This window comes from Magnetospirillum gryphiswaldense MSR-1 v2 (genome assembly GCF_000513295.1).
Taxonomy (GTDB): Bacteria; Pseudomonadota; Alphaproteobacteria; order Rhodospirillales; family Magnetospirillaceae; genus Magnetospirillum; species Magnetospirillum gryphiswaldense.
The window spans coordinates 3,002,773-3,020,376 of record NC_023065.1; the positions used below are offsets into that span (position 1 = coordinate 3,002,773).

The following is a 17,604-nucleotide window of genomic DNA, read 5'->3' on the forward strand; positions in this document are numbered from 1 at the left end:
GTTTCCGGCGGGCCTTTCATCCTTACGCGCTGGTATCGACCTGTTCGCCCGGCGGCGTCTTGGGGCCGCCCTTGGCGACGGCGACCAGGGCCGGGCGCAACAGACGTTCATGCAGTTGATAGCCCTGCTGCATGACCATCACCACCGTGCCTTCCGGCTGGCTGGCATCTTCCATCTCCATCATCGCCTGATGCAGATTGGGGTCGAAGCGCTGGCCCAGGGCCTGGATCTGGCGGATGCCGTAGCGTTCCAGCGCCGCCAGCATCTCGCGTTCGGTCAGTTCCACCCCCACCGTCAGGGTATTGGCGATATCGTTGCCTTCCCGCGCGGTCGGCGGCACCGCATCAAGGGCGCGGCGCAGATTATCGGCCACCGACAGCACGTCCTTGGCGAAATTGGACACCGCGAACTTGCCGCGATCCTCGGCCTGCTGTTCCAGGCGGCGGCGGACGTTCTCGGTGTCGGCGCGGGCATAAAGAACCTCGCTTTTCAGCTTGGCCACTTCCGCTTCCAGCTCGGCGATGCGGGCCTCGGGGGCGACGACCTCGGCCGGGGCCGGGGTTTCCGGGGCGGGCGCTTCCGCGCTTTGTTCGGTGGTCTGTTCCTCGCTCATGCCTGTTCTTCCGTTCAAAGTTAACCGATCAAGCGGCCGACCACCTTGGCGGTGTAATCGACCATGGGGATGATACGGGCGAAATTCAGCCGCTGCGGGCCGATGACGCCGATGGCGCCGACGATCTGTTCCCGCGCGTCACGATAGGGCGCGACGATCATGGAACAGCCGGTGACGCCGAACAGCTCGTTTTCCGAGCCGATGAAAATCTGCACACCCTCGGCCATGTTGGCCAGATCCAGCAAGCGCAGGAATTGTTCCGAGGTTTCCAGCGCCTCGAACAACCCGCGGATGCTTTCCAGATCCTCGACGGCGGTGACGTCGTCAAGCAAATGCGACTGACCGCGCACGATCAGCGACGATTTGGCGCCGTCACCCGACCACGTGGCCAGACCGGCTTCCACCACCCGGGTGGTCAGTTCGTCCAGCTGATGGCGCTGGAGGTCCAGTTCGGTTTGCACCTGCTCGCGCACATCGTCCAAGGTGCGGCCAACCAGACGATCATTCAAGAAATTGGCCGCTTCCACCAGGGCGCTGGGCTGCACCTCGGGCGGCAGGTCGAGCAGGCGGTTTTCCACCATGCCGTCTTGCGTCACCAACACCACCAGGGCACGGCCCTGGCCCAGCCAGACGAAATCGATCTGCTTCAACGCCCGCTGGATCTTGGGCGCCACCACCATGCCGGCGCAGCGCGACAGGCCGGACAGGGCGCCGATGGCCTCGGCCAGCACCTGTTCCATGCTTTTGCCCATGGCCTGACAGCGGGTGTCGATGGCCGAGCGCTCGTCCTCGGGCAGGCCGCCCACTTCCAGCAGGCCGTTGACGAACAAGCGCATGCCGGCCTGGGTCGGCAACCGCCCGGCCGAAGTATGGCGGGCATAAAGCAGGCCGGCGTCTTCCAGATCGGCCATGACGTTGCGGATGGTCGCCGGCGACAGCGACACCCCCAACCGCCGCGACAGCGTACGCGAGCCGATGGGCTCGCCGGTGTGCACATAGGCCTCGACGATCTGGCGGAATATCTCGCGCGAGCGGGTATTGAGCTCGGTTATGACAGGGCTTTTGCCGCGCATGCTGGCCATGATCCTTTGCTTGAGCCCGGAATCTAGTGAGGGATATGCATCCCGTCAACGTGAGGGGTTCCACAGCGGGCGATGAATCGTTAGGGTTCGGGCAAATTCCGCCCATGATCATCAAGGAACCCCCATGTCCCATCGCCCGTCTGGCCGCGCTTTCGACCAATTGCGCGTCATCCGTCTGGAAACCGGCTTTTCCCGCCACGCCGAAGGGTCGTGCTTGGCCAAGTTCGGCGATACCCACGTCTTGTGCACCGCCTCGGTAGAAGAACGGGTGCCGCCGTTCCTGCGCAATACCGGCAAGGGCTGGGTCACCGCCGAATACGGCATGCTGCCCCGCTCCACCCACACCCGCACCGACCGTGAAGCGGCCAAGGGCAAGCAATCGGGCCGCACCCATGAAATCCAGCGCCTGATCGGGCGGTCTTTGCGTGCCGTCACCGATCTGACCGCCATGGGCGAAATGCAGATCAAGCTCGATTGCGACGTGTTGCAGGCCGATGGCGGCACCCGTACCGCCTCGATCACCGGCGCCTGGGTGGCCCTGCATCTGGCTTTCCAGAAGCTGGTCGAGGCCGGCAAGCTGTCGGCGGTGCCGCTGATCGATCAGGTCGCCGCCATTTCCTGCGGCATCTATGAAGGCCAAGCGGTCCTGGACCTGGATTATCCCGAGGATTCGTCGGCCCAGGCCGATGCCAATTTCGTCTTGACCGGCACCGGCGGCATCGTCGAGGTGCAGGGCACCGCCGAGGAACGCCCGTTCAGCCGCGACCAGTTCACCCAATTGCTGGAACTGGCGGAAAAGGGCGTGACCGAGTTGGCGCTGTTGCAGAAGAAGGCGGTGGGGCTGGCATGAGCCGCAAATTCACCGCAGGCCCGCTGGTCATCGCCAGCCACAATGCCGGCAAGGTCCGCGAGATCGGCGAACTGCTTGGGCGTTTCGACGCCCAGGTGGTGTCCGCCGGCACCTTGGGCCTGGACGAGCCCGAGGAAACCGGCGCCACCTTCGCCGCCAATGCCGAACTGAAAGCGCTGGCGGCGGCCAAGGCCGCCAATCTGCCGGCCTTGGCCGACGATTCCGGTCTGGCGGTGAACGCCCTGGGCGGCGACCCCGGCATCTATTCCGCCCGCTGGGCCGGTCCGACCAAGGATTTCGCCGCCGCCATGAAACTGGTGCACGACAAGATGGGCGACACCCCGGACCACGGCGCCCGCTTCGTCTGCGCCCTGGCCCTGGCCTGGCCCGACGGCCATGTGGAAACCTTTGAAGGCGTGGTCGAGGGCGACATCGTCTGGCCGCCGCGCGGAGCCAACGGTTTCGGCTATGATCCGTTCTTCCTGCCCACGGGCGGCAGCCTGACTTTCGGCGAAATGGAGGCAGCGGCCAAGCACGCCATCAGCCACCGGGCCGATGCTTTCGCCAAGCTGGTGGCGGCGTGCTTCCAGTAACCCCCTCGCCCGGGTTCGGGGTTTATGTGCACTGGCCGTTCTGCCTGTCCAAGTGCCCCTATTGCGATTTCAACAGCCATGCTGCCGACACCATCGACCAGGATCGCTGGCGCCGCGCCCTGCTGGCCGAGCTTGAGCATTTCGCCGCCCGCAAGCCCGAGGCAGAGGTCACCTCGATCTTTTTCGGCGGCGGCACCCCCAGCCTGATGGCGCCCGCCACCATTGCCGCCCTGATCGACCGTATCCATCAGCTTTGGCATTGTGATCCCCTGATCGAAATCACCCTGGAAGCCAATCCCTCGACGGTCGAGGCCCAGCGTTTCCGGGATTTTCGCGCCGCCGGCATCAACCGCCTGTCCTTGGGGGTGCAGGCGCTGAACGATGCCGATCTGCGATTCCTCGGGCGCCGTCACGATGCCGGCGAAGCCCTGGCGGCGTTGGACGTAGCGGCCAAGACCTTCGACCGCTTCAGCTTCGACCTCATCTATGCCCGTCCCGGCCAGACCATGGCAGCGTGGCGGGCCGAATTGACCCAAGCCCTGGCCCTGACCGGCGGTCATCTGTCGGCCTATCAGTTGACCATCGAGGAAGGCACCGCCTTTTACCCCATCCATGCGCGCGGCGAGTTCCAGCTACCCGACGAAGATCTGGCCGCCGATTTGTTCGCGCTGACCCGGTGCATGGCCGCCGAAGCCGGCTTGCCCGCCTACGAGATTTCCAACCACGCCCGTCCCGGCCAGGAAAGCCGCCATAATTTGACCTATTGGCGCGGCGGCGATTATGTCGGCATCGGCCCAGGCGCCCATGGCCGCTTGAACCACAGGGCCACCCGTCAGCACCGCGCCCCCGATGTATGGCTGCGCCGGGTCGAAACCCACGGCCATGCCTGCCAGGGCGAGGAAGCCCTGGACGCCCGCACCCGAGCGGAAGAGTTGGTGATGATGGGGTTGCGGCTGAACGAAGGCATCCACGCCGATCATTTCCGCGACCAGTGCGGCTTGGATCTGTGGCAGGTCATCGACGTCCAGGCCCATGCCCATCTTGAACAAGACGGTCTGTTGAGGCGCACAGCCCACGGCATCGCCGCCACCGAAGCCGGCCTATTGGTGCTGAATTCCCTGACCGGGGCATTGCTGCGGGCTTGATTCGCGTCAGTCCGCCACCAAAGCGGCCAAGGCCGCCTTGACCCGCTCGGGATCAAGATCGGCCAGATCATCTTGCCGCAACAGGCTGACCTGGCCGCGCGGTGCGCACAGATCGGGATTGCTGTCGGCGCCGAACAGCACCAAGGATGGCGCGCCGGCGGCGGCGATCAGATGCATGGGGCCGGTGTCGTTGCCCAAGGCCAGCATGGCCTGACGGCCCAATCCCAGAATATCCAGGAACCCGGTCCGCCCGGTCAGCGCCACCGCTTGCGGACAAGCGGCGGTGATGGCGTCGATTTCCGCCTTTTCCTTATGGGTGCCCACCAGCACCGGGGTGATGCCGCGCTGGGTCAGCCACTGGGCGATTTCGCCAAAATGCTCGGCTGACCACCGCTTGGCCGGGCGGTGGGGGGCACCGCCCGGACACAGCAGGGCGAAGGGGTGGGGCAAGCCAAAGCGCGACAGATCGGCCTCGGCCCAGGACAGGTCGGCGGGCGGATATTCGGCGATGCCGGCCATGGCCAATTGCTCGGCCTGACGCTCTATTGTGTGCAGGAAGTCGCGCTGTGCATTGGCATGGGGGTGCGAGCAGCCCTTGGCGATGCCCGACCATTCCACCCCCGCTCCGATCAGACGGAAATACCAGCCTGAGCGGTCCGAGGTCTGCAAATCGTAGACACGGGTGAACCGCCCGCCGCGCAGCCGCTCCCGCAACCGCACCAGCTTGGCCACTTGCCACAGACGCGGCTTTTCATCGATCCACACATGGTCGAAATAGGGGCTGGCCACCGCCATCTCGGCAAAGGGCCGGGTGGTCAAAAGCGTGATCTCGGCCCCCGGATGGTGGGCGCGAATGGCGGCGAAAGGGGAGAAAGCCTGGACGAAATCGCCCAGGGCGCCCAATTTGATGACCAGGATGCGGGGGCTGGTCACGCCTGCTCCGGGTCGATCAGCCAATCTTGCTGCGCCACCACCGGCGCACCGGAAAGAATCTCCCGATACACCGCCAAGGTCTTGGCGCACATGGCTTCCTTGGTGAAATTGGCGCGGACGAAAGCTTGGCCCAGATCGGCGACGCGCTGACGCTCCTCCGCCGACAGATCAAGAAAACGGGCAATGGCATCGGCCAACGAGCGGGGGTCGTCGGGATTGGCCAGCCAGCCGGTACGCCCGGCCAGAATGCTTTCACGCGGGCCGCCATGATCGGTGGCGATGACCGGACGGCCCATGGCCTGGGCCTCGACCACCACCCGGCCGAAGGCCTCGGGGTCGGTTGAAGCCGACACCACCACATCGGTCAGCATATAGGCGGCGGGCATGTCGTTGCATTCGTCGACGATATGAACCACATGGGTGAGGTCGCGGCGCTTGATCAGATCGACCAGTTCCTGGCGATAGCCGCTACGGCCCTGATCCGAGCCCACCAGCAGACAGCGCACATCGTGGCGACCCAGCAGGGCCAAGGCCTCGATCAGCACTCTTTGCCCCTTCCAGCGGGTCAACCGCCCGGGCAACATGATCACCGGATAGCCGTCGGGCAGCCGCCAGCGGTTGGCCAGTTGGATGATGCGTTCCTGGCTGACCCGGTTGGGATCGAACTTGGTCAGGTCAACACCGCGATGGATGACGCGGATGCGTTCCGCCGCCAGGCCATAGATGCGCCTTGCATGTTCGGCGATGAATTCGGAAATGGCGATGACCCGCTCGCCCTTGACCATCACCGAATTGTACCAGTGCTTGAAGCCGAAACCGCCCAGGTTGTAGGTACCATGGAAGGTGGTGATGAAATGGGCGCCGGTGCGGTTGGCGGCGGCATGCGCGCTCCAGGCCGGGGCGCGCGAGCGGGCGTGGACGATGTCGACGCCGTGCTCGCGGATCACCTTTTCCAGGCGCTTGACGTTGGCGCGCATGACCAGCGGGTTCTTGGAAGCCAGCGGCATCTCCACGTGGACAGCGCCGGCGCGGATCAGTTCCCGCACCATGGGGCCGCCGCTGGAGGCGACCACCGCTTTCCAGCCGGCTTCGCCCAGGGCTTGGGCCACCTCGACGGTGCCGCGTTCGACCCCGCCGGTGACCAGCGCCGGCAGCACTTGCAGAACGACCGGTTGACGGACGCCGCTTTCGGCGGCATCGATGGGGGGATTTTCAGTTTCCGACATGGATTGGGGCAAGGTCATGACCATGGTTGAAGGCGGCGGGATATTAACACGCGCTGACGGGGCGTCCATGGCATACCATCGCCTGGAAGGCAAGGGCCCTGGAATCATCTTCCTGCATGGCTTTCATTCCGACATGGAGGGCGGCAAGGCCCTGGCCCTGGAAAATCTGTGCAAAAACCAAGGCCGCGCCTTCGTCCGCTTCGACCTGTTCGGCCACGGCAAAAGCAGTGGGCGGGTCGAGGACGGGTGTGTCAGCCGCTGGGCCGACGACGCCGTCGCCGTGCTTGATGAACTGACCCAGGGGCCGCAGGTTCTGGTGGGGTCGTCCCTGGGCGGCTGGGTGGCGCTGCTGGCCGCCTTGCGCCGCCGCGACCGGGTGGTCGGGCTGGCCGGCATCGCCGCCGCCCCCGATTTCACCGAGGATCTGATGTGGGCTGAATTCACCGCTGAACAGCGCCGCGACCTGCTGGAAAAAGGTGAAGTGGTGCTGCCCAATTGCTATGAGCCGGATAATCCGTGGACGGTGCCGCGCCTGCTGATCGAGGATGGCCGCAACAACCTGCTGCTGGGTGATTGCATCAACCTTGCGTGCCCGGTCCGCCTGATCCAGGGACAAAAAGATGCCGACGTGCCTTGGAAAACGGCACTGAAGATCGCCGATTGCCTGGCCTCCGACGACGTCGAGATCACCTTGATCAAGGATGGCGACCACCGGCTCAGCCGCGACCAGGATCTGGCGCGCATGACCGCCATCGTCGCCCGCCTGGTGGATGGGCTGGAATGAACACCGACTTCTTCCGCCACGGCGATTTGGCCCCAACCATCGCCGCTGCCGGATTGCGGGCGGTGGATATCGGCTCACGCGGGGGCTTCGACCCCGATCTGCTGCCCATCGCCTGGGCGGTGGACGGCATCGGCTTTGAACCGGAACCCCAGGCCTTTGCCCAATTACAGGCCACCGACCCGGCGCCGTGGCGCTCGGTCCGTTGGCTGCCCTTCGCCATCGGCGCTGCCAACGGCCCGGCGACGTTATGGATACCGCCCGACCCGGTGGGAGCGTCATTGCTGGAGCACGATCCGGCGGTGGGCGAACGCTTCGGCCTGTCGCACCTGACCAGCAACTGCCGCCCGCTGACGGTGGACACCGTCACCCTGGACCACGCCCTGGCCGGGCTGGCCTTGCCCGATTACCTGAAGCTGGATGTGGAGGGGGCGGAACTGTCCATCCTGCAAGCCGCCCCGCAAACGCTGGCGGCGACAGTGGCGATCAAGGCCGAGGCGTCGTTCGTCGCCGCCCGCAAGAACCAGCCGCTGGTGGCCGACATGGATGTGTTCCTGCGCGGCCAGGGCTTCGAGCTGATGGACATCATCCGCCCCATGCGCTGGCGGGCGCAGCCGGTGGCGCCGCACCCCTATTCCTGGCGCGGCCAACCCGGCTATTCGCGCGGCCAGATCGGCCAATGCGACCTTTTGTATTTCCGCCGCGCCGACACCCTGGCCGCCGACCGGCAAACCCTGGCCGCCGGGCTGATCGCCATGGCCCTGGGCTATTTCGACCACGCCCTGCCGCTGCTGACCCGATCAGGAATCAAGGCCGATGCCGTCGCCCATGCCTCGCGCCGGTTGGGCCGACGGGTGGCTTGGCAGCAGATGCGGGCCAATCTGCGCGAGTTGGTTCCGCTGTTGCGGTCCTTGCTGGGGGGCGTGCCCAACTAATCCCGGCAGGGCCGGCGGGCATCGGTGGTGTCGCACAGATCGATGGCATCGGCATAGGCGCGCCACTGGACCAGCTCGCTTTCCGGCACCGGCACCTGACCCAGGGCGAAGGGGGCGCCGCGCCACATGCGGCTGACCACATAAAAGGCATCGCGGCCACGGATGGCGAAATGCAGCACATAGGTGCCGCGTCCGTCGCCCTTGTACTTGCCGCAGGCGATGGTGCGCGACCCCGCCTCGCGCCCGCCGATGCTGCCGATGCTGGCCGGGCCGGCGGCAGCGGCTTCGCATACCGGTGCGGTCTTGGCCACCGCCTGTTCCAGAAATTCCGACACCGTCAACGGCACGCCGCGAAACGCCTGCACGGTGATGCGCCGGGTCCAGGTCTCGGCCCCTTCCTGCACCGGGATCAATTCCGTCGACTGCCCGGTCTTGTCGGTCACCGACGACATCACCTTCCAATCGCTCAGTTGCGGCACCTGCAACCGTTCCGACGCCAGGGCCGACAGGGGCAGCAGCAAAGCGGCAACAGCAAGGACGAGTGGGCGCATGGTTTCCCCCGATGAAATCGGCCAAAGCCTAACCCGCCCACCTTCGCCGCACAATCACCCGCACACACCTCTTGACCGCCACATATGGCGGCGCATATAAAACTGAACCGTTCAGTTCAGGTTTTCGCCATGAAAAAGACCATCCTTCGCCTCTTCGCCCTTGCCCTGCTGTGCGTCGCCGCATTGTACGGCTGGCGCTGGTATGCCGATGGTCGTTTCCTCGAAACCACCGACGACGCCTATGTGGATGGCGACATCACCACCATGACGCCCAAGCTGGCCGGTCACATCGTCGAGGTGGCGGTGACCGACAACCAGCGGGTCAAGGCCGGCGATCTGTTGATCCGCATCGACGACACCGATTACCGCAGCAAACTGGCCGAGGCCGAGGCGGTGCTGGCGGCACGGCGCGCCACCTTGGCCCAATTGGACGACAAGGTATTGGTGCAACAGGCGGTGATGCAGCAGGCCGGCGCCGGCATTTCGGCGGCCAAGGCCGACCTGACCCTGTCGCGCCAGGATCTGGACCGCACCAGCCGGCTGGTCAAGGACGACTTCGTCAGCCGCCAGCGCTTCGACACCCAGACCGCCGAGGCGGCCAAGGCCGCCGCCAGCCTGCAGGGCAGCAGTGCCCAGGCCACCGCCGCCAAACGGCAGATGGCGGTGCTGGAAGCGGATCGCGACGTCGCCCAAGCCCAGGTCAACCAGGCGCAAGCCCAAGTCAATCAAGCCCTGGCCGATCTTGATGCCACCATCATCCGCGCGCCCGTCGATGGCGTCATCGGCAACCGCGTCGCCCGGACCGGCGCCTATGTCCGGCCCGGCCAGCACCTTTTGTCGGTGGTGCCGCTGGACAGCGTGTGGATCGACGCCAATTTCAAGGAAACCCAATTGGCCCGCCTGAAGCCCGGCCAAAGCGTTTCCATCAAGATCGACGCCTTTCCCGAACACGTGCTGACCGGCACGGTGGACAGCTTCTCGCCGGCCACGGGGGCCAAGTTCAGCCTGTTGCCGCCGGAAAACGCCACCGGCAATTTCACCAAGATCGTCCAGCGCCTGCCGGTGCGCATCCACGTGCCCGCCGACAATCCGCTGGCCGGACGACTGGCCCCCGGCCTGTCGGTGGTGGTCAGCGTCGACACCCGCAGCGGAGCCGGCAAGTGAGTCCGGCCGATCCGCGCCTGAGCATCCGGCCCGAGGACCGGGTGGTGCACACACGCGACTGGATCGGTTTCTTCGCCATGGTGGTGGGCATGTTCATGGCCATCCTGGACATCCAGATCGTCGCCAGCTCCATTGCCCAGATCCAGGCCGGGCTGTCGGCGTCCGCCGACGAGATTTCCTGGGTCCAGACCTCGTATCTGATCGCCGAGGTGGTGATGATCCCGCTGTCGGGATGGATGGCCCGGGTGTTTTCCACCCGTTGGCTGTTCATGGCCTCGTGCCTGACCTTCACCATCGCCTCGGTCGCCTGCGCCTTCGCCTGGAACATCGAATCCATGATCGTATTCCGCGCCATCCAGGGCTTTTTGGGCGGCGCCATGATCCCCACCGTCTTCGCCACCTCGTTCCTTTTGTTCCCACCCAGGATGAGCGCCGGCATCTCGGTGCTGATCGGGCTGGTGGCGACCATGGCCCCGACCCTGGGGCCGACCTTGGGCGGCTGGCTGACCGAGGCGTTTTCCTGGCACTGGCTGTTCCTGATCAACGTCGTCCCCGGCCTGATCGTCGCGGCCCTGGTGTTTTTGTTCGTGCATGTGGACCGCCCGCGCCTCGACATGCTGAAAGGCTTCGATCTGGCCGGCATCGTCCTGGTGGCGGCCTTTTTGGGCAGCTTGCAATACATCCTCGAGGAAGGCCCCGGCGACGACTGGTTCGACGAGCCCAAGATCGTCGCCATGACCTTTTTATGCACCATCGCCGGCATGGCCTTTTTGTGGCGCGAGCTGACCACGCCCCATCCGGTGGTCGACATCAAGGCCTTCCACGACCGCAACTTCGCCGTCGGCTGCCTATACAGCTTCATCATCGGCATCGGCCTTTACGGCTCGGTCTATGTCATCCCGCTCTATCTGGGGCGCATCCGCGGCTATTCGTCGCGGGAAATCGGCCTCACCATGATGGTCACCGGCATGTTCCAGTTTCTGTCGGCGCCCCTGGCCGGCGCCTTGGCGAAAAAGTTGGATCTGCGCGTCATGCTGGGCCTGGGCCTGAGCCTGTTCGGCACCGGATTGTGGCTGAACCACTATCTGACCAGCCAATGGGGCTATTGGGAGATGTTCCTGCCGCAGGCGGTGCGCGGCTTGGCGCTGATGTTCTGCTTCGTCCCCATCAACGCCGTCGCCCTGGGCCATCTGGCCCCGGCGGAAGTGCAAAACGCCTCGGGGCTTTACAATCTGATGCGCAATCTGGGCGGGGCCATCGGGCTGGCCGCCATCACCACCTTTTTGCGCGAACGCACCGACCTGCACATGCTGCGCCTGTCGGAAAGCCTGAGCCCCGACAATCTGATGGCGGTGACGCGGCTGTCGGAAATTTCCGCCCGCATGGCCGGCCTGTTGCCCGGTGATCCCGATCAGGCGGCCTTGAAGGTGCTTTACAACCTGACCCGCCAGCAGGCTTCGACCATGGCTTTCGGCGACATCTTGCTGTCCATGTCCGTCGTCTTCCTGGTCGGGCTGGTGCTGATGCCCCTGGTGCACAAGGTCAGGCATCCGTCGAGCGGAAACGCCGACGCCCACTGACATCCCCATCGGTTCCTGCCCCGTCCCAATTTCGCCGAAATCCCGCCCCAACCCTCTTCGGCGGCGTTCGGGGCGGGGCGGGAACCGAGCCCTGTTGCCAGGGCGGGGCCCCGCGGGCTAAGGTCTGCCCGCGCCAAATTGGAATCCTGATCCCCATGTGCGGCTTCGCCGGCTTTCTCGATATTTCCGCCACCACCTCGGACCGCGCCCGCGTGGTCGAGGCCATGGCCGCCACCTTGGTCCATCGCGGCCCCGACGATAGCGGCGTGTGGTGCGACGATGGCGCCGGCATCGCCTTGGGTTTCCGCCGCCTCGCCATCTTGGACCTGACGCCGTCCGGCCATCAGCCGATGGCGTCGCGCGATGGCCGTTGGGTGGTGGTGTTCAACGGCGAAATCTACAATCACGGGCAGTTGCGCGGACGCCTGGAACCGATGGAGTGGCGCGGCCATTCCGACACCGAGGTGCTGCTGGAAAGCGTGGCCCGCTTAGGCGTCGAGCGCGCGCTTTCCCAGTTCGACGGCATGTTCGCCATCGCCCTGTGGGACCGGTTGGAACACACCTTGTATCTGGCCCGCGACCGCATCGGCGAAAAGCCGCTGTACTGGAGCGAGGCGAACGGCACCCTGACCTTTGGTTCGGAGCTGAAGGCCTTGGCCGCCCATCCCGGTTTCGACACCACCCTCGACCGCGCCGCCTTGGCCGAATACATGCGGCTGGGCTGGATCGGCGCGCCCCACAGCATCTATGCCAAGGCCCACAAGCTGCCACCGGGTACGGTGATGACGATCAAGGGCGACCACCGCCTGATCCGCCCCTATTGGTCGGCGACCGAACGGGCCCAGGCGGTGGCCGGCAGCTTCACCGGCGGGCCGGCAGCGGCGGCGGAACGGTTGAACCAGTTGCTGCGCTCGTCCATCGCGCTCAGGATGCAGGCCGACGTACCGGTGGGGGTGTTTCTGTCCGGCGGCATTGATTCGTCGCTGACCGCCGCCATCATGCAGGAATTGTCGCCGGCCCCCGTGCATAGCTTCACCATCGGCTTCGACGCGGAAGGCTATGATGAAAGCCCCTATGCCCGTGCCGTCGCCGACCATCTGGGCACCCGACACACCGAACTGCGCATCACCGACGACGACGCCCTGGCCCTGGTCCCCGATCTTCCAGCCATCTGGGACGAGCCTTTCGCCGACCCAGCGCAATTGCCCACCGTGCTGTTGGCGCGGCTGACCCGCCAGGACGTCACCGTGGCGCTGTCCGGCGACGGCGCCGACGAATTGTTCGGCGGGTACGGCATCTATCGCTCGATCCCGCGCGACTGGGCCCGGCTGCGGGCGATGCCGGCTTGGCTGCGCACCCTGGCCCGCGCCGGTCAGGCGGTGCCGCCCGGCCTGCTGAACAGTGCCGCCGGCCTGTCGGCCCTGGTCGGGCGCAAGCGCCGGTCCTATCCCGGCTATCGTCTGCGCAAGGCGGTGGAAAACCTGCAAACCAGCGATATCCCGCACATGCTGGGTCGCCATTACAGCCGTTGGCGCGGCATGGGCGAGATGGTGCTGGGGGCACCGACCCGACCGGATCTCTATACCGATCCTGGCCGCCACCCCAGCCTGAGCGATCCGGCGCTGACGGTGATGGTGCTGGATGTGCTGGGCTATCTGCCCGACGATCTGTGCGTGAAAACCGACCGCGCCACCATGGCCGCGTCGCTGGAAGCACGCCTGCCCTTCCTCGACCACGCCATTGCCGAATTCGCCTGGAGCCTGCCCACCGGGCTCAAACTCAACGCCGATCACGGCAAGACCGTGCTGCGCGACGTCTTGTACCGCTATGTGCCGCGCCCCTTGGTCGATCGCCCCAAGATGGGGTTCGAGGTGCCGGTGGGCCGCTGGCTCGGCGGACGCCTGCGCGATTGGGCCGACGACCTGTTGTCGGAAGATCGGCTGCGCCGCCAGGGCCTGTTCGACGCCCGCCGGCTGTCACGCTGCTGGAGCGACCATCGCTCGGGCCGCAAGAACTGGCAGACCGAATTGTGGCATGCGCTGATGGCCCAGGCCTGGCTGGCATCCAAGGGGCTCTGATTTTCGCTTCGCCACGGGCCGGAGGACTGTTACCTTCGGATTATGGGGAGCGATCATCAAAACAATACCGACACCTTGATGCTGGCCGAGCTGCTGTGCGCCCGCGTCTGTCACGATCTGGCCGGTCCGGTGGGCGCCACCGCCGCCGGGGCCGAGCTGTTCCAGGATTTGGGCGGCGGTGATCCCGAGACCCTGGCCATGGTTTCCACCAGCGCCGCCGGCGCCGCGGCCCGCCTGCGCCTGTTGCGCGCGGCCTTGGGCCCCGCCGCGTCGATGCCGCAGGGCTTGTCGGCATTGCGGACGATGACCGAGGCCCACCTCAACAGCCTGGCCTCCACCGCCGCCCCGACCATTGCCTGCCGCTGGACCGATTGTCCCGACCAGATCGACGGCCCCCGCGCCCGCCTTTTGCTCAACCTGATGCTGTTGGGCCGCGACGCCCTGCCGCGCGGCGGCGCCCTGGATTTCGCCCTGACCGACGGCTGGCCGACGGTGATCGCCCATGGCGAACCCGCAGCCCTGACCGACGACGTCAGGGCCGCCCTGCTGACCGATACCGCCCCCACCGGCCCAAAAACGGCGCAGGCGACCCTGACCCGCATGCTGGCCGCCGAAATGGGCGGACGGATCAGCGTTTCCGTCACCGCGCGGGGCTTGCGCTTGGCGGCGGAAGCGTGCGCCTTAGGGATGATTTAGAGAAGTTGTCCCTTCCGCCTTATGGGTTCTTCTAATGCCCCCTGGACCGTGGTATTAGTCGATTGACGTGCCTGCGATAAGTGGACCCGAGAAGGTCCCTGCTACGGGCAAATGCAGTGATGGCGTGGAGTTTTGGAGTCGGCCATGGATGATCTCCTTAGCGAATTTCTGACGGAAACCTCGGAGAGTCTTTCCGTGCTCGACGTCGAGCTGGTGAAGCTCGAACAAAACCCCGAACCGGCGATCCTGCAAAACATCTTCCGCCTGGTGCATACCATCAAGGGCACCTGCGGCTTCCTGGGACTGCCCCGGCTGGAACACGTGGCCCATGCCGGCGAGAACGTGCTGGGCAAGTTCCGCGATGGCGAGCTCGAGGTTACCCCCGCCGCCGTCACCCTGATCCTGCAGGCCATCGATCGCATCAAGCTGATCCTGGGCCATCTGGAACAGAATGAATGCGAGCCCGAAGGCAGCGACGAGGACCTGATCGCCTCGTTGAACGCCATGGCCGAGGGGCGCTATGCCGCCCCGACCGCCGCCGCCGAGGCGCCGTCCTTCCCGGTCGCCGCCGACCTGCTGGCCGAGGTGGAAGCCGCCTATGCCGCCGGCAAGCGTGCCGCCAGCGACACCGATCTTTTTGCCGAAATGGCCAAGGAACGGGCCAAGGAAGCCGCCGCCGCCGCGGCAGCCCCGCCGCCGCCCGCCGCTGCCGCCGAACCTGCCGCCGCGCCGCCGGCGCCGGCGCCTTCGGTTCCGGCTGCCCCCGCCAGCCCGCCGGCCCAGACCAAGGAAGTGGTGCCCGCCGGCACCGCCCCCGCCGCTGAATCCGCCGTCGCCGCTCAGACCATTCGCGTCAACGTCGAGCTCCTCGAAAACCTGATGACCCTGGTTTCCGAGCTGGTGCTGACCCGTAACCAGCTGTTGCAGATGGTGCGTGGCCGCGACGACAGCGAGTTCACCGCGCCGTTGCAGCGCTTGAGCCACATCACCACCGACCTGCAGGAAGGGGTGATGAAGACCCGCATGCAGCCCATCGGCAATGCCTGGGCCAAGCTGCCGCGTATCGTCCGCGACCTCTCGGTCGAAATGAACAAGAAGATCGATCTGCAGATGCTCGGCGCCGAGACCGAGCTGGACCGCCAGGTTCTCGAGCTGATCAAGGATCCGCTGACCCACATGGTCCGCAATTCCGCCGATCACGGTCTGGAAGGCCCGGAAGAGCGCAAGGCCGCCGGCAAGCCGGAAGTGGGCAAGGTGGTACTGAACGCCTTCCACGAAGGCGGCCACATCATCATCGAGATTTCCGATGACGGTCGCGGCCTCAACCTGGACCGCATCAAGCAAAAGGCCATCGCCAACGGCTTGGCCAGCGAATCCGAGCTTGACGGCATGGCGCCGCAACAGATTTACCAGTTCATCTTCAAGGCCGGTTTCTCCACCGCCGAAAAGGTGACCAGCGTTTCCGGTCGCGGCGTCGGCATGGACGTGGTGCGCACCAACATCGAGAAGATCGGCGGCACCGTCGAGTTGAAGAGCCAGCCCGGCAAGGGCTCGTCCTTCATCATCAAGATTCCGCTGACCCTGGCCATCGTCTCGGCCCTGATCGTGGAATGCGCCGCCGAACGCTTCGCCATCCCGCAGATCAGCGTGCTGGAACTGGTGCGTGTCACCAACAATTCCGAACACGGCATCGAGTTAATCAACAACGCGCCCGTCCTGCGTCTGCGTGACCGCCTGCTGCCGCTGGTATCGTTGAAGAAGCTGTTGCGCCTGTCCAACGGCGAAGACCAGGAAACCTTCATCGTCGTCACCCAAGTCGGCACCTACACCTTCGGCATCATCGTCGACCGCGTGTTCGACACCGAAGAAATCGTGGTCAAGCCGGTGGCGCCGATCCTGCGTCACATCTCCATGTTCTCGGGCAACACCATCCTGGGCGACGGCTCGGTCATCATGATCCTCGACCCCAACGGCATCGCCGGCGCCACCGGCGAATCCGGCGTCCTCGGCGGCGGCCAGACCACCGAACAGACGGTCACCCGCGACAAGGGCAACGATTCCAAGACCAGCCTCTTGGTGTTCCGCGCCTGCGGCGACGATCTCAAGGCGGTGCCGCTGGCCCTGGTGGCGCGTCTGGAAGAGATCGACATCAAGGACGTCGAATACAGCCACGGCAAGCCCATGGTCCAGTATCGCGGCCATCTGATGCCGCTGGTGTCCATCGACGGCACCACCCAATTCCGCCAGGAAGGCCGCCAGCCGGTGCTGGTGTTCTCGGACCGCGACCACACCATGGGTCTGGCCGTGGACGAAATCGTCGACATCGTCGAGGATCGCCTGAAGGTGGAACTGACCGCCGACAATCCCGGCGTCATCGGTACCGCCGTCATCGCCGGCAAGGCCACCACCATCATCGACGCCGGTTATTACCTGCCGCAGGCCTTCGGCGACTGGTTCGGCCGCAACGACAAGGAATACGGCGAGGACGAGCATTCCAGCCCGCGTATCCTGCTGGTCGACGACAGCCCGTTCTTCCGTAATCTGCTGGTGCCGCTGTTGTCGGTGGCCGGTTACGAAGTCACCGCCGTCGAAGGGGCGGACCGTGCGCTCACCATGCGCGAGCAGGGCTATGAGTTCGACATGATCATCAGCGACATCGAAATGCCCGGCATGAGCGGCTTCGAGTTCGCCGCCGCCGTGCGCTCGGATGGCCGCTGGTACAACACCCCGATGATCGCCCTGTCGTCGCACGCCACCGAAAAGGATTTCGAGCGTGGTCGTCAGGTCGGCTTCAATGATTACGTGGCCAAGTTCGACCGCGACTCGCTGTTGCAAACCATCGCCTCGACCCTCGCCACCCTTAAAGGTGCTGCATGAATCAGATCGTCCCCGCCTCCAAGCGCCCCAGCACCGAGTTGGCCGCGCCGGAGACCCAGGATTACGTCACCATGTTCATCGACGGGCAGATGTTCGGCATCGCCGTTCTCACCGTCCAGGATGTGCTGGGGCCGCAGAAGATCACCCGCATCCCGCTGGCCCCGCGTGAAGTGGCAGGCTCCCTCAACCTGCGTGGTCGCATCGTCACCGCCATCGACGTCCGTCTGCGTCTGGGCCTGAAGCGCGCCGACGAAGACAACAAGGGCATGAGCGTGGTGGTCGAACAAGGCGGCGAGCTTTATTCGCTGATGGTCGATCAGGTGGGCGAAGTGTTAAGCCTGCCGGTGGCCAAATTCGAACGCAACCCGCCGACCCTGGACCCCATGTGGCGCGAGTTCTCGGCCGGTATTTATCGGCTTGATGATAAATTGTTGGTTGTTCTGGACGTTGCCAAGCTTCTGGATTTCAACAAAAGCGAATAGTATAGCTGGGGCAAGCGT

General features: G+C 65.4%; 16 protein-coding genes. 11 read left to right on the top strand and 5 right to left on the bottom strand.

All coding sequences use genetic code 11. The annotated features are described in order from the left end of the window. Positions 1-22: 22 nt before the first annotated feature. On the bottom strand, positions 23-613 hold the full coding sequence (gene grpE / locus MGMSRV2_RS14310; RefSeq protein ID WP_024081069.1) for a nucleotide exchange factor GrpE: 591 nt from the start codon (positions 611-613) through the stop codon (positions 23-25). Positions 614-633: 20 nt separating this feature from the next. Continuing rightward, the gene (gene hrcA, locus MGMSRV2_RS14315) at positions 634-1,695 is read right to left on the bottom strand and encodes a heat-inducible transcriptional repressor HrcA (protein WP_242410687.1); all 1,062 of its coding nucleotides are present in this window, start codon (positions 1,693-1,695) and stop codon (positions 634-636) included. A 124-nt stretch (positions 1,696-1,819) separates the two neighbouring features. Between hrcA and rph the strand changes: the two genes are divergently transcribed. Genes rph through hemW form a run of 3 tightly spaced genes read left to right on the top strand, consistent with a single transcriptional unit; the run spans position 1,820 to position 4,283 of the window. Next, positions 1,820-2,545 carry a ribonuclease PH gene (rph, locus tag MGMSRV2_RS14320; protein WP_024081071.1) on the top strand — a complete coding sequence of 242 codons (726 nt, stop codon included), beginning with the start codon at positions 1,820-1,822 and terminating at the stop codon, positions 2,543-2,545. Then, positions 2,542-3,138, top strand: a complete 597-nt coding sequence (gene rdgB, locus MGMSRV2_RS14325; RefSeq protein WP_024081072.1) for an RdgB/HAM1 family non-canonical purine NTP pyrophosphatase — start codon at positions 2,542-2,544, stop codon at positions 3,136-3,138. Before rph ends, rdgB begins: the two co-directional genes overlap by 4 nt. Before the next feature lie 26 nt (positions 3,139-3,164). Beyond that, the gene (gene hemW / locus MGMSRV2_RS14330) at positions 3,165-4,283 is read left to right on the top strand and encodes a radical SAM family heme chaperone HemW (protein WP_242410688.1); all 1,119 of its coding nucleotides are present in this window, start codon (positions 3,165-3,167) and stop codon (positions 4,281-4,283) included. A gap of 6 nt (positions 4,284-4,289) precedes the next feature. On the opposite strand, the gene MGMSRV2_RS14335 is transcribed toward hemW, so the two are convergent. Both MGMSRV2_RS14335 and MGMSRV2_RS14340 read right to left on the bottom strand, forming a co-directional pair. Then, entirely contained in the window at positions 4,290-5,216 is a 927-nt protein-coding gene (locus tag MGMSRV2_RS14335; protein ID WP_024081074.1) for a glycosyltransferase family 9 protein, read from the bottom strand. Beyond that, positions 5,213-6,442 carry a glycosyltransferase family 4 protein gene (locus MGMSRV2_RS14340; protein WP_144084313.1) on the bottom strand — a complete coding sequence of 410 codons (1,230 nt, stop codon included), beginning with the start codon at positions 6,440-6,442 and terminating at the stop codon, positions 5,213-5,215. Before MGMSRV2_RS14340 ends, MGMSRV2_RS14335 begins: the two co-directional genes overlap by 4 nt. 67 nt (positions 6,443-6,509) lie before the next feature. On the opposite strand from MGMSRV2_RS14340, the gene MGMSRV2_RS14345 reads away from it, so the two are divergent. After that, on the top strand, positions 6,510-7,226 hold the full coding sequence (locus MGMSRV2_RS14345) for an alpha/beta hydrolase (RefSeq protein WP_242410689.1): 717 nt from the start codon (positions 6,510-6,512) through the stop codon (positions 7,224-7,226). Beyond that, positions 7,223-8,158: an FkbM family methyltransferase gene (locus MGMSRV2_RS14350; protein ID WP_024081077.1), complete on the top strand. Its 936-nt coding sequence runs from the start codon at positions 7,223-7,225 to the stop codon at positions 8,156-8,158. The genes MGMSRV2_RS14345 and MGMSRV2_RS14350 overlap by 4 nt, the downstream gene beginning before the upstream one ends. Here the strand turns inward: MGMSRV2_RS14350 and MGMSRV2_RS14355 are convergent. Continuing rightward, on the bottom strand, positions 8,155-8,709 hold the full coding sequence (locus MGMSRV2_RS14355; protein ID WP_024081078.1) for a hypothetical protein: 555 nt from the start codon (positions 8,707-8,709) through the stop codon (positions 8,155-8,157). The genes MGMSRV2_RS14350 and MGMSRV2_RS14355 overlap by 4 nt on opposite strands. 129 nt (positions 8,710-8,838) lie before the next feature. On the opposite strand from MGMSRV2_RS14355, the gene MGMSRV2_RS14360 reads away from it, so the two are divergent. The 6 genes from MGMSRV2_RS14360 (at position 8,839) to MGMSRV2_RS14385 (ending at position 17,586) form a co-directional block, all read left to right on the top strand. After that, positions 8,839-9,873: an HlyD family secretion protein gene (locus tag MGMSRV2_RS14360; protein ID WP_024081079.1), complete on the top strand. Its 1,035-nt coding sequence runs from the start codon at positions 8,839-8,841 to the stop codon at positions 9,871-9,873. Beyond that, on the top strand, positions 9,870-11,453 hold the full coding sequence (locus MGMSRV2_RS14365; protein WP_024081080.1) for a DHA2 family efflux MFS transporter permease subunit: 1,584 nt from the start codon (positions 9,870-9,872) through the stop codon (positions 11,451-11,453). The genes MGMSRV2_RS14360 and MGMSRV2_RS14365 overlap by 4 nt, the downstream gene beginning before the upstream one ends. A gap of 155 nt (positions 11,454-11,608) precedes the next feature. Continuing rightward, complete coding sequence (gene asnB, locus MGMSRV2_RS14370) at positions 11,609-13,531, top strand: asparagine synthase (glutamine-hydrolyzing) (RefSeq protein ID WP_024081081.1); 1,923 nt, start codon at positions 11,609-11,611, stop codon at positions 13,529-13,531. A gap of 42 nt (positions 13,532-13,573) precedes the next feature. Continuing rightward, entirely contained in the window at positions 13,574-14,227 is a 654-nt protein-coding gene (locus tag MGMSRV2_RS14375; protein WP_024081082.1) for a histidine phosphotransferase family protein, read from the top strand. A 144-nt stretch (positions 14,228-14,371) separates the two neighbouring features. After that, positions 14,372-17,104: a hybrid sensor histidine kinase/response regulator gene (locus tag MGMSRV2_RS14380; RefSeq protein WP_024081083.1), complete on the top strand. Its 2,733-nt coding sequence runs from the start codon at positions 14,372-14,374 to the stop codon at positions 17,102-17,104. Then, positions 17,101-17,586 (top strand): chemotaxis protein CheW, encoded by a 486-nt coding sequence (locus MGMSRV2_RS14385; protein WP_024081084.1) that lies wholly within the window; start codon positions 17,101-17,103, stop codon positions 17,584-17,586. Before MGMSRV2_RS14380 ends, MGMSRV2_RS14385 begins: the two co-directional genes overlap by 4 nt. The last annotated feature ends 18 nt before the right edge of the window (positions 17,587-17,604 follow it).

Coding starts and splice junctions, on each gene's coding strand:
- hrcA (WP_242410687.1), bottom strand. CDS start 1,695: ATGGCCAGCATGCGCGGCAAAAGCCCTGTCATAACCGAGCTCAATACC.
- MGMSRV2_RS14380 (WP_024081083.1), top strand. CDS start 14,372: ATGGATGATCTCCTTAGCGAATTTCTGACGGAAACCTCGGAGAGTCTT.
- MGMSRV2_RS14355 (WP_024081078.1), bottom strand. CDS start 8,709: ATGCGCCCACTCGTCCTTGCTGTTGCCGCTTTGCTGCTGCCCCTGTCG.
- MGMSRV2_RS14385 (WP_024081084.1), top strand. CDS start 17,101: ATGAATCAGATCGTCCCCGCCTCCAAGCGCCCCAGCACCGAGTTGGCC.
- grpE (WP_024081069.1), bottom strand. CDS start 613: ATGAGCGAGGAACAGACCACCGAACAAAGCGCGGAAGCGCCCGCCCCG.
- asnB (WP_024081081.1), top strand. CDS start 11,609: ATGTGCGGCTTCGCCGGCTTTCTCGATATTTCCGCCACCACCTCGGAC.
- MGMSRV2_RS14340 (WP_144084313.1), bottom strand. CDS start 6,442: ATGTCGGAAACTGAAAATCCCCCCATCGATGCCGCCGAAAGCGGCGTC.
- rph (WP_024081071.1), top strand. CDS start 1,820: ATGTCCCATCGCCCGTCTGGCCGCGCTTTCGACCAATTGCGCGTCATC.
- MGMSRV2_RS14345 (WP_242410689.1), top strand. CDS start 6,510: ATGGCATACCATCGCCTGGAAGGCAAGGGCCCTGGAATCATCTTCCTG.
- MGMSRV2_RS14350 (WP_024081077.1), top strand. CDS start 7,223: ATGAACACCGACTTCTTCCGCCACGGCGATTTGGCCCCAACCATCGCC.
- MGMSRV2_RS14360 (WP_024081079.1), top strand. CDS start 8,839: ATGAAAAAGACCATCCTTCGCCTCTTCGCCCTTGCCCTGCTGTGCGTC.
- MGMSRV2_RS14375 (WP_024081082.1), top strand. CDS start 13,574: ATGGGGAGCGATCATCAAAACAATACCGACACCTTGATGCTGGCCGAG.
- rdgB (WP_024081072.1), top strand. CDS start 2,542: ATGAGCCGCAAATTCACCGCAGGCCCGCTGGTCATCGCCAGCCACAAT.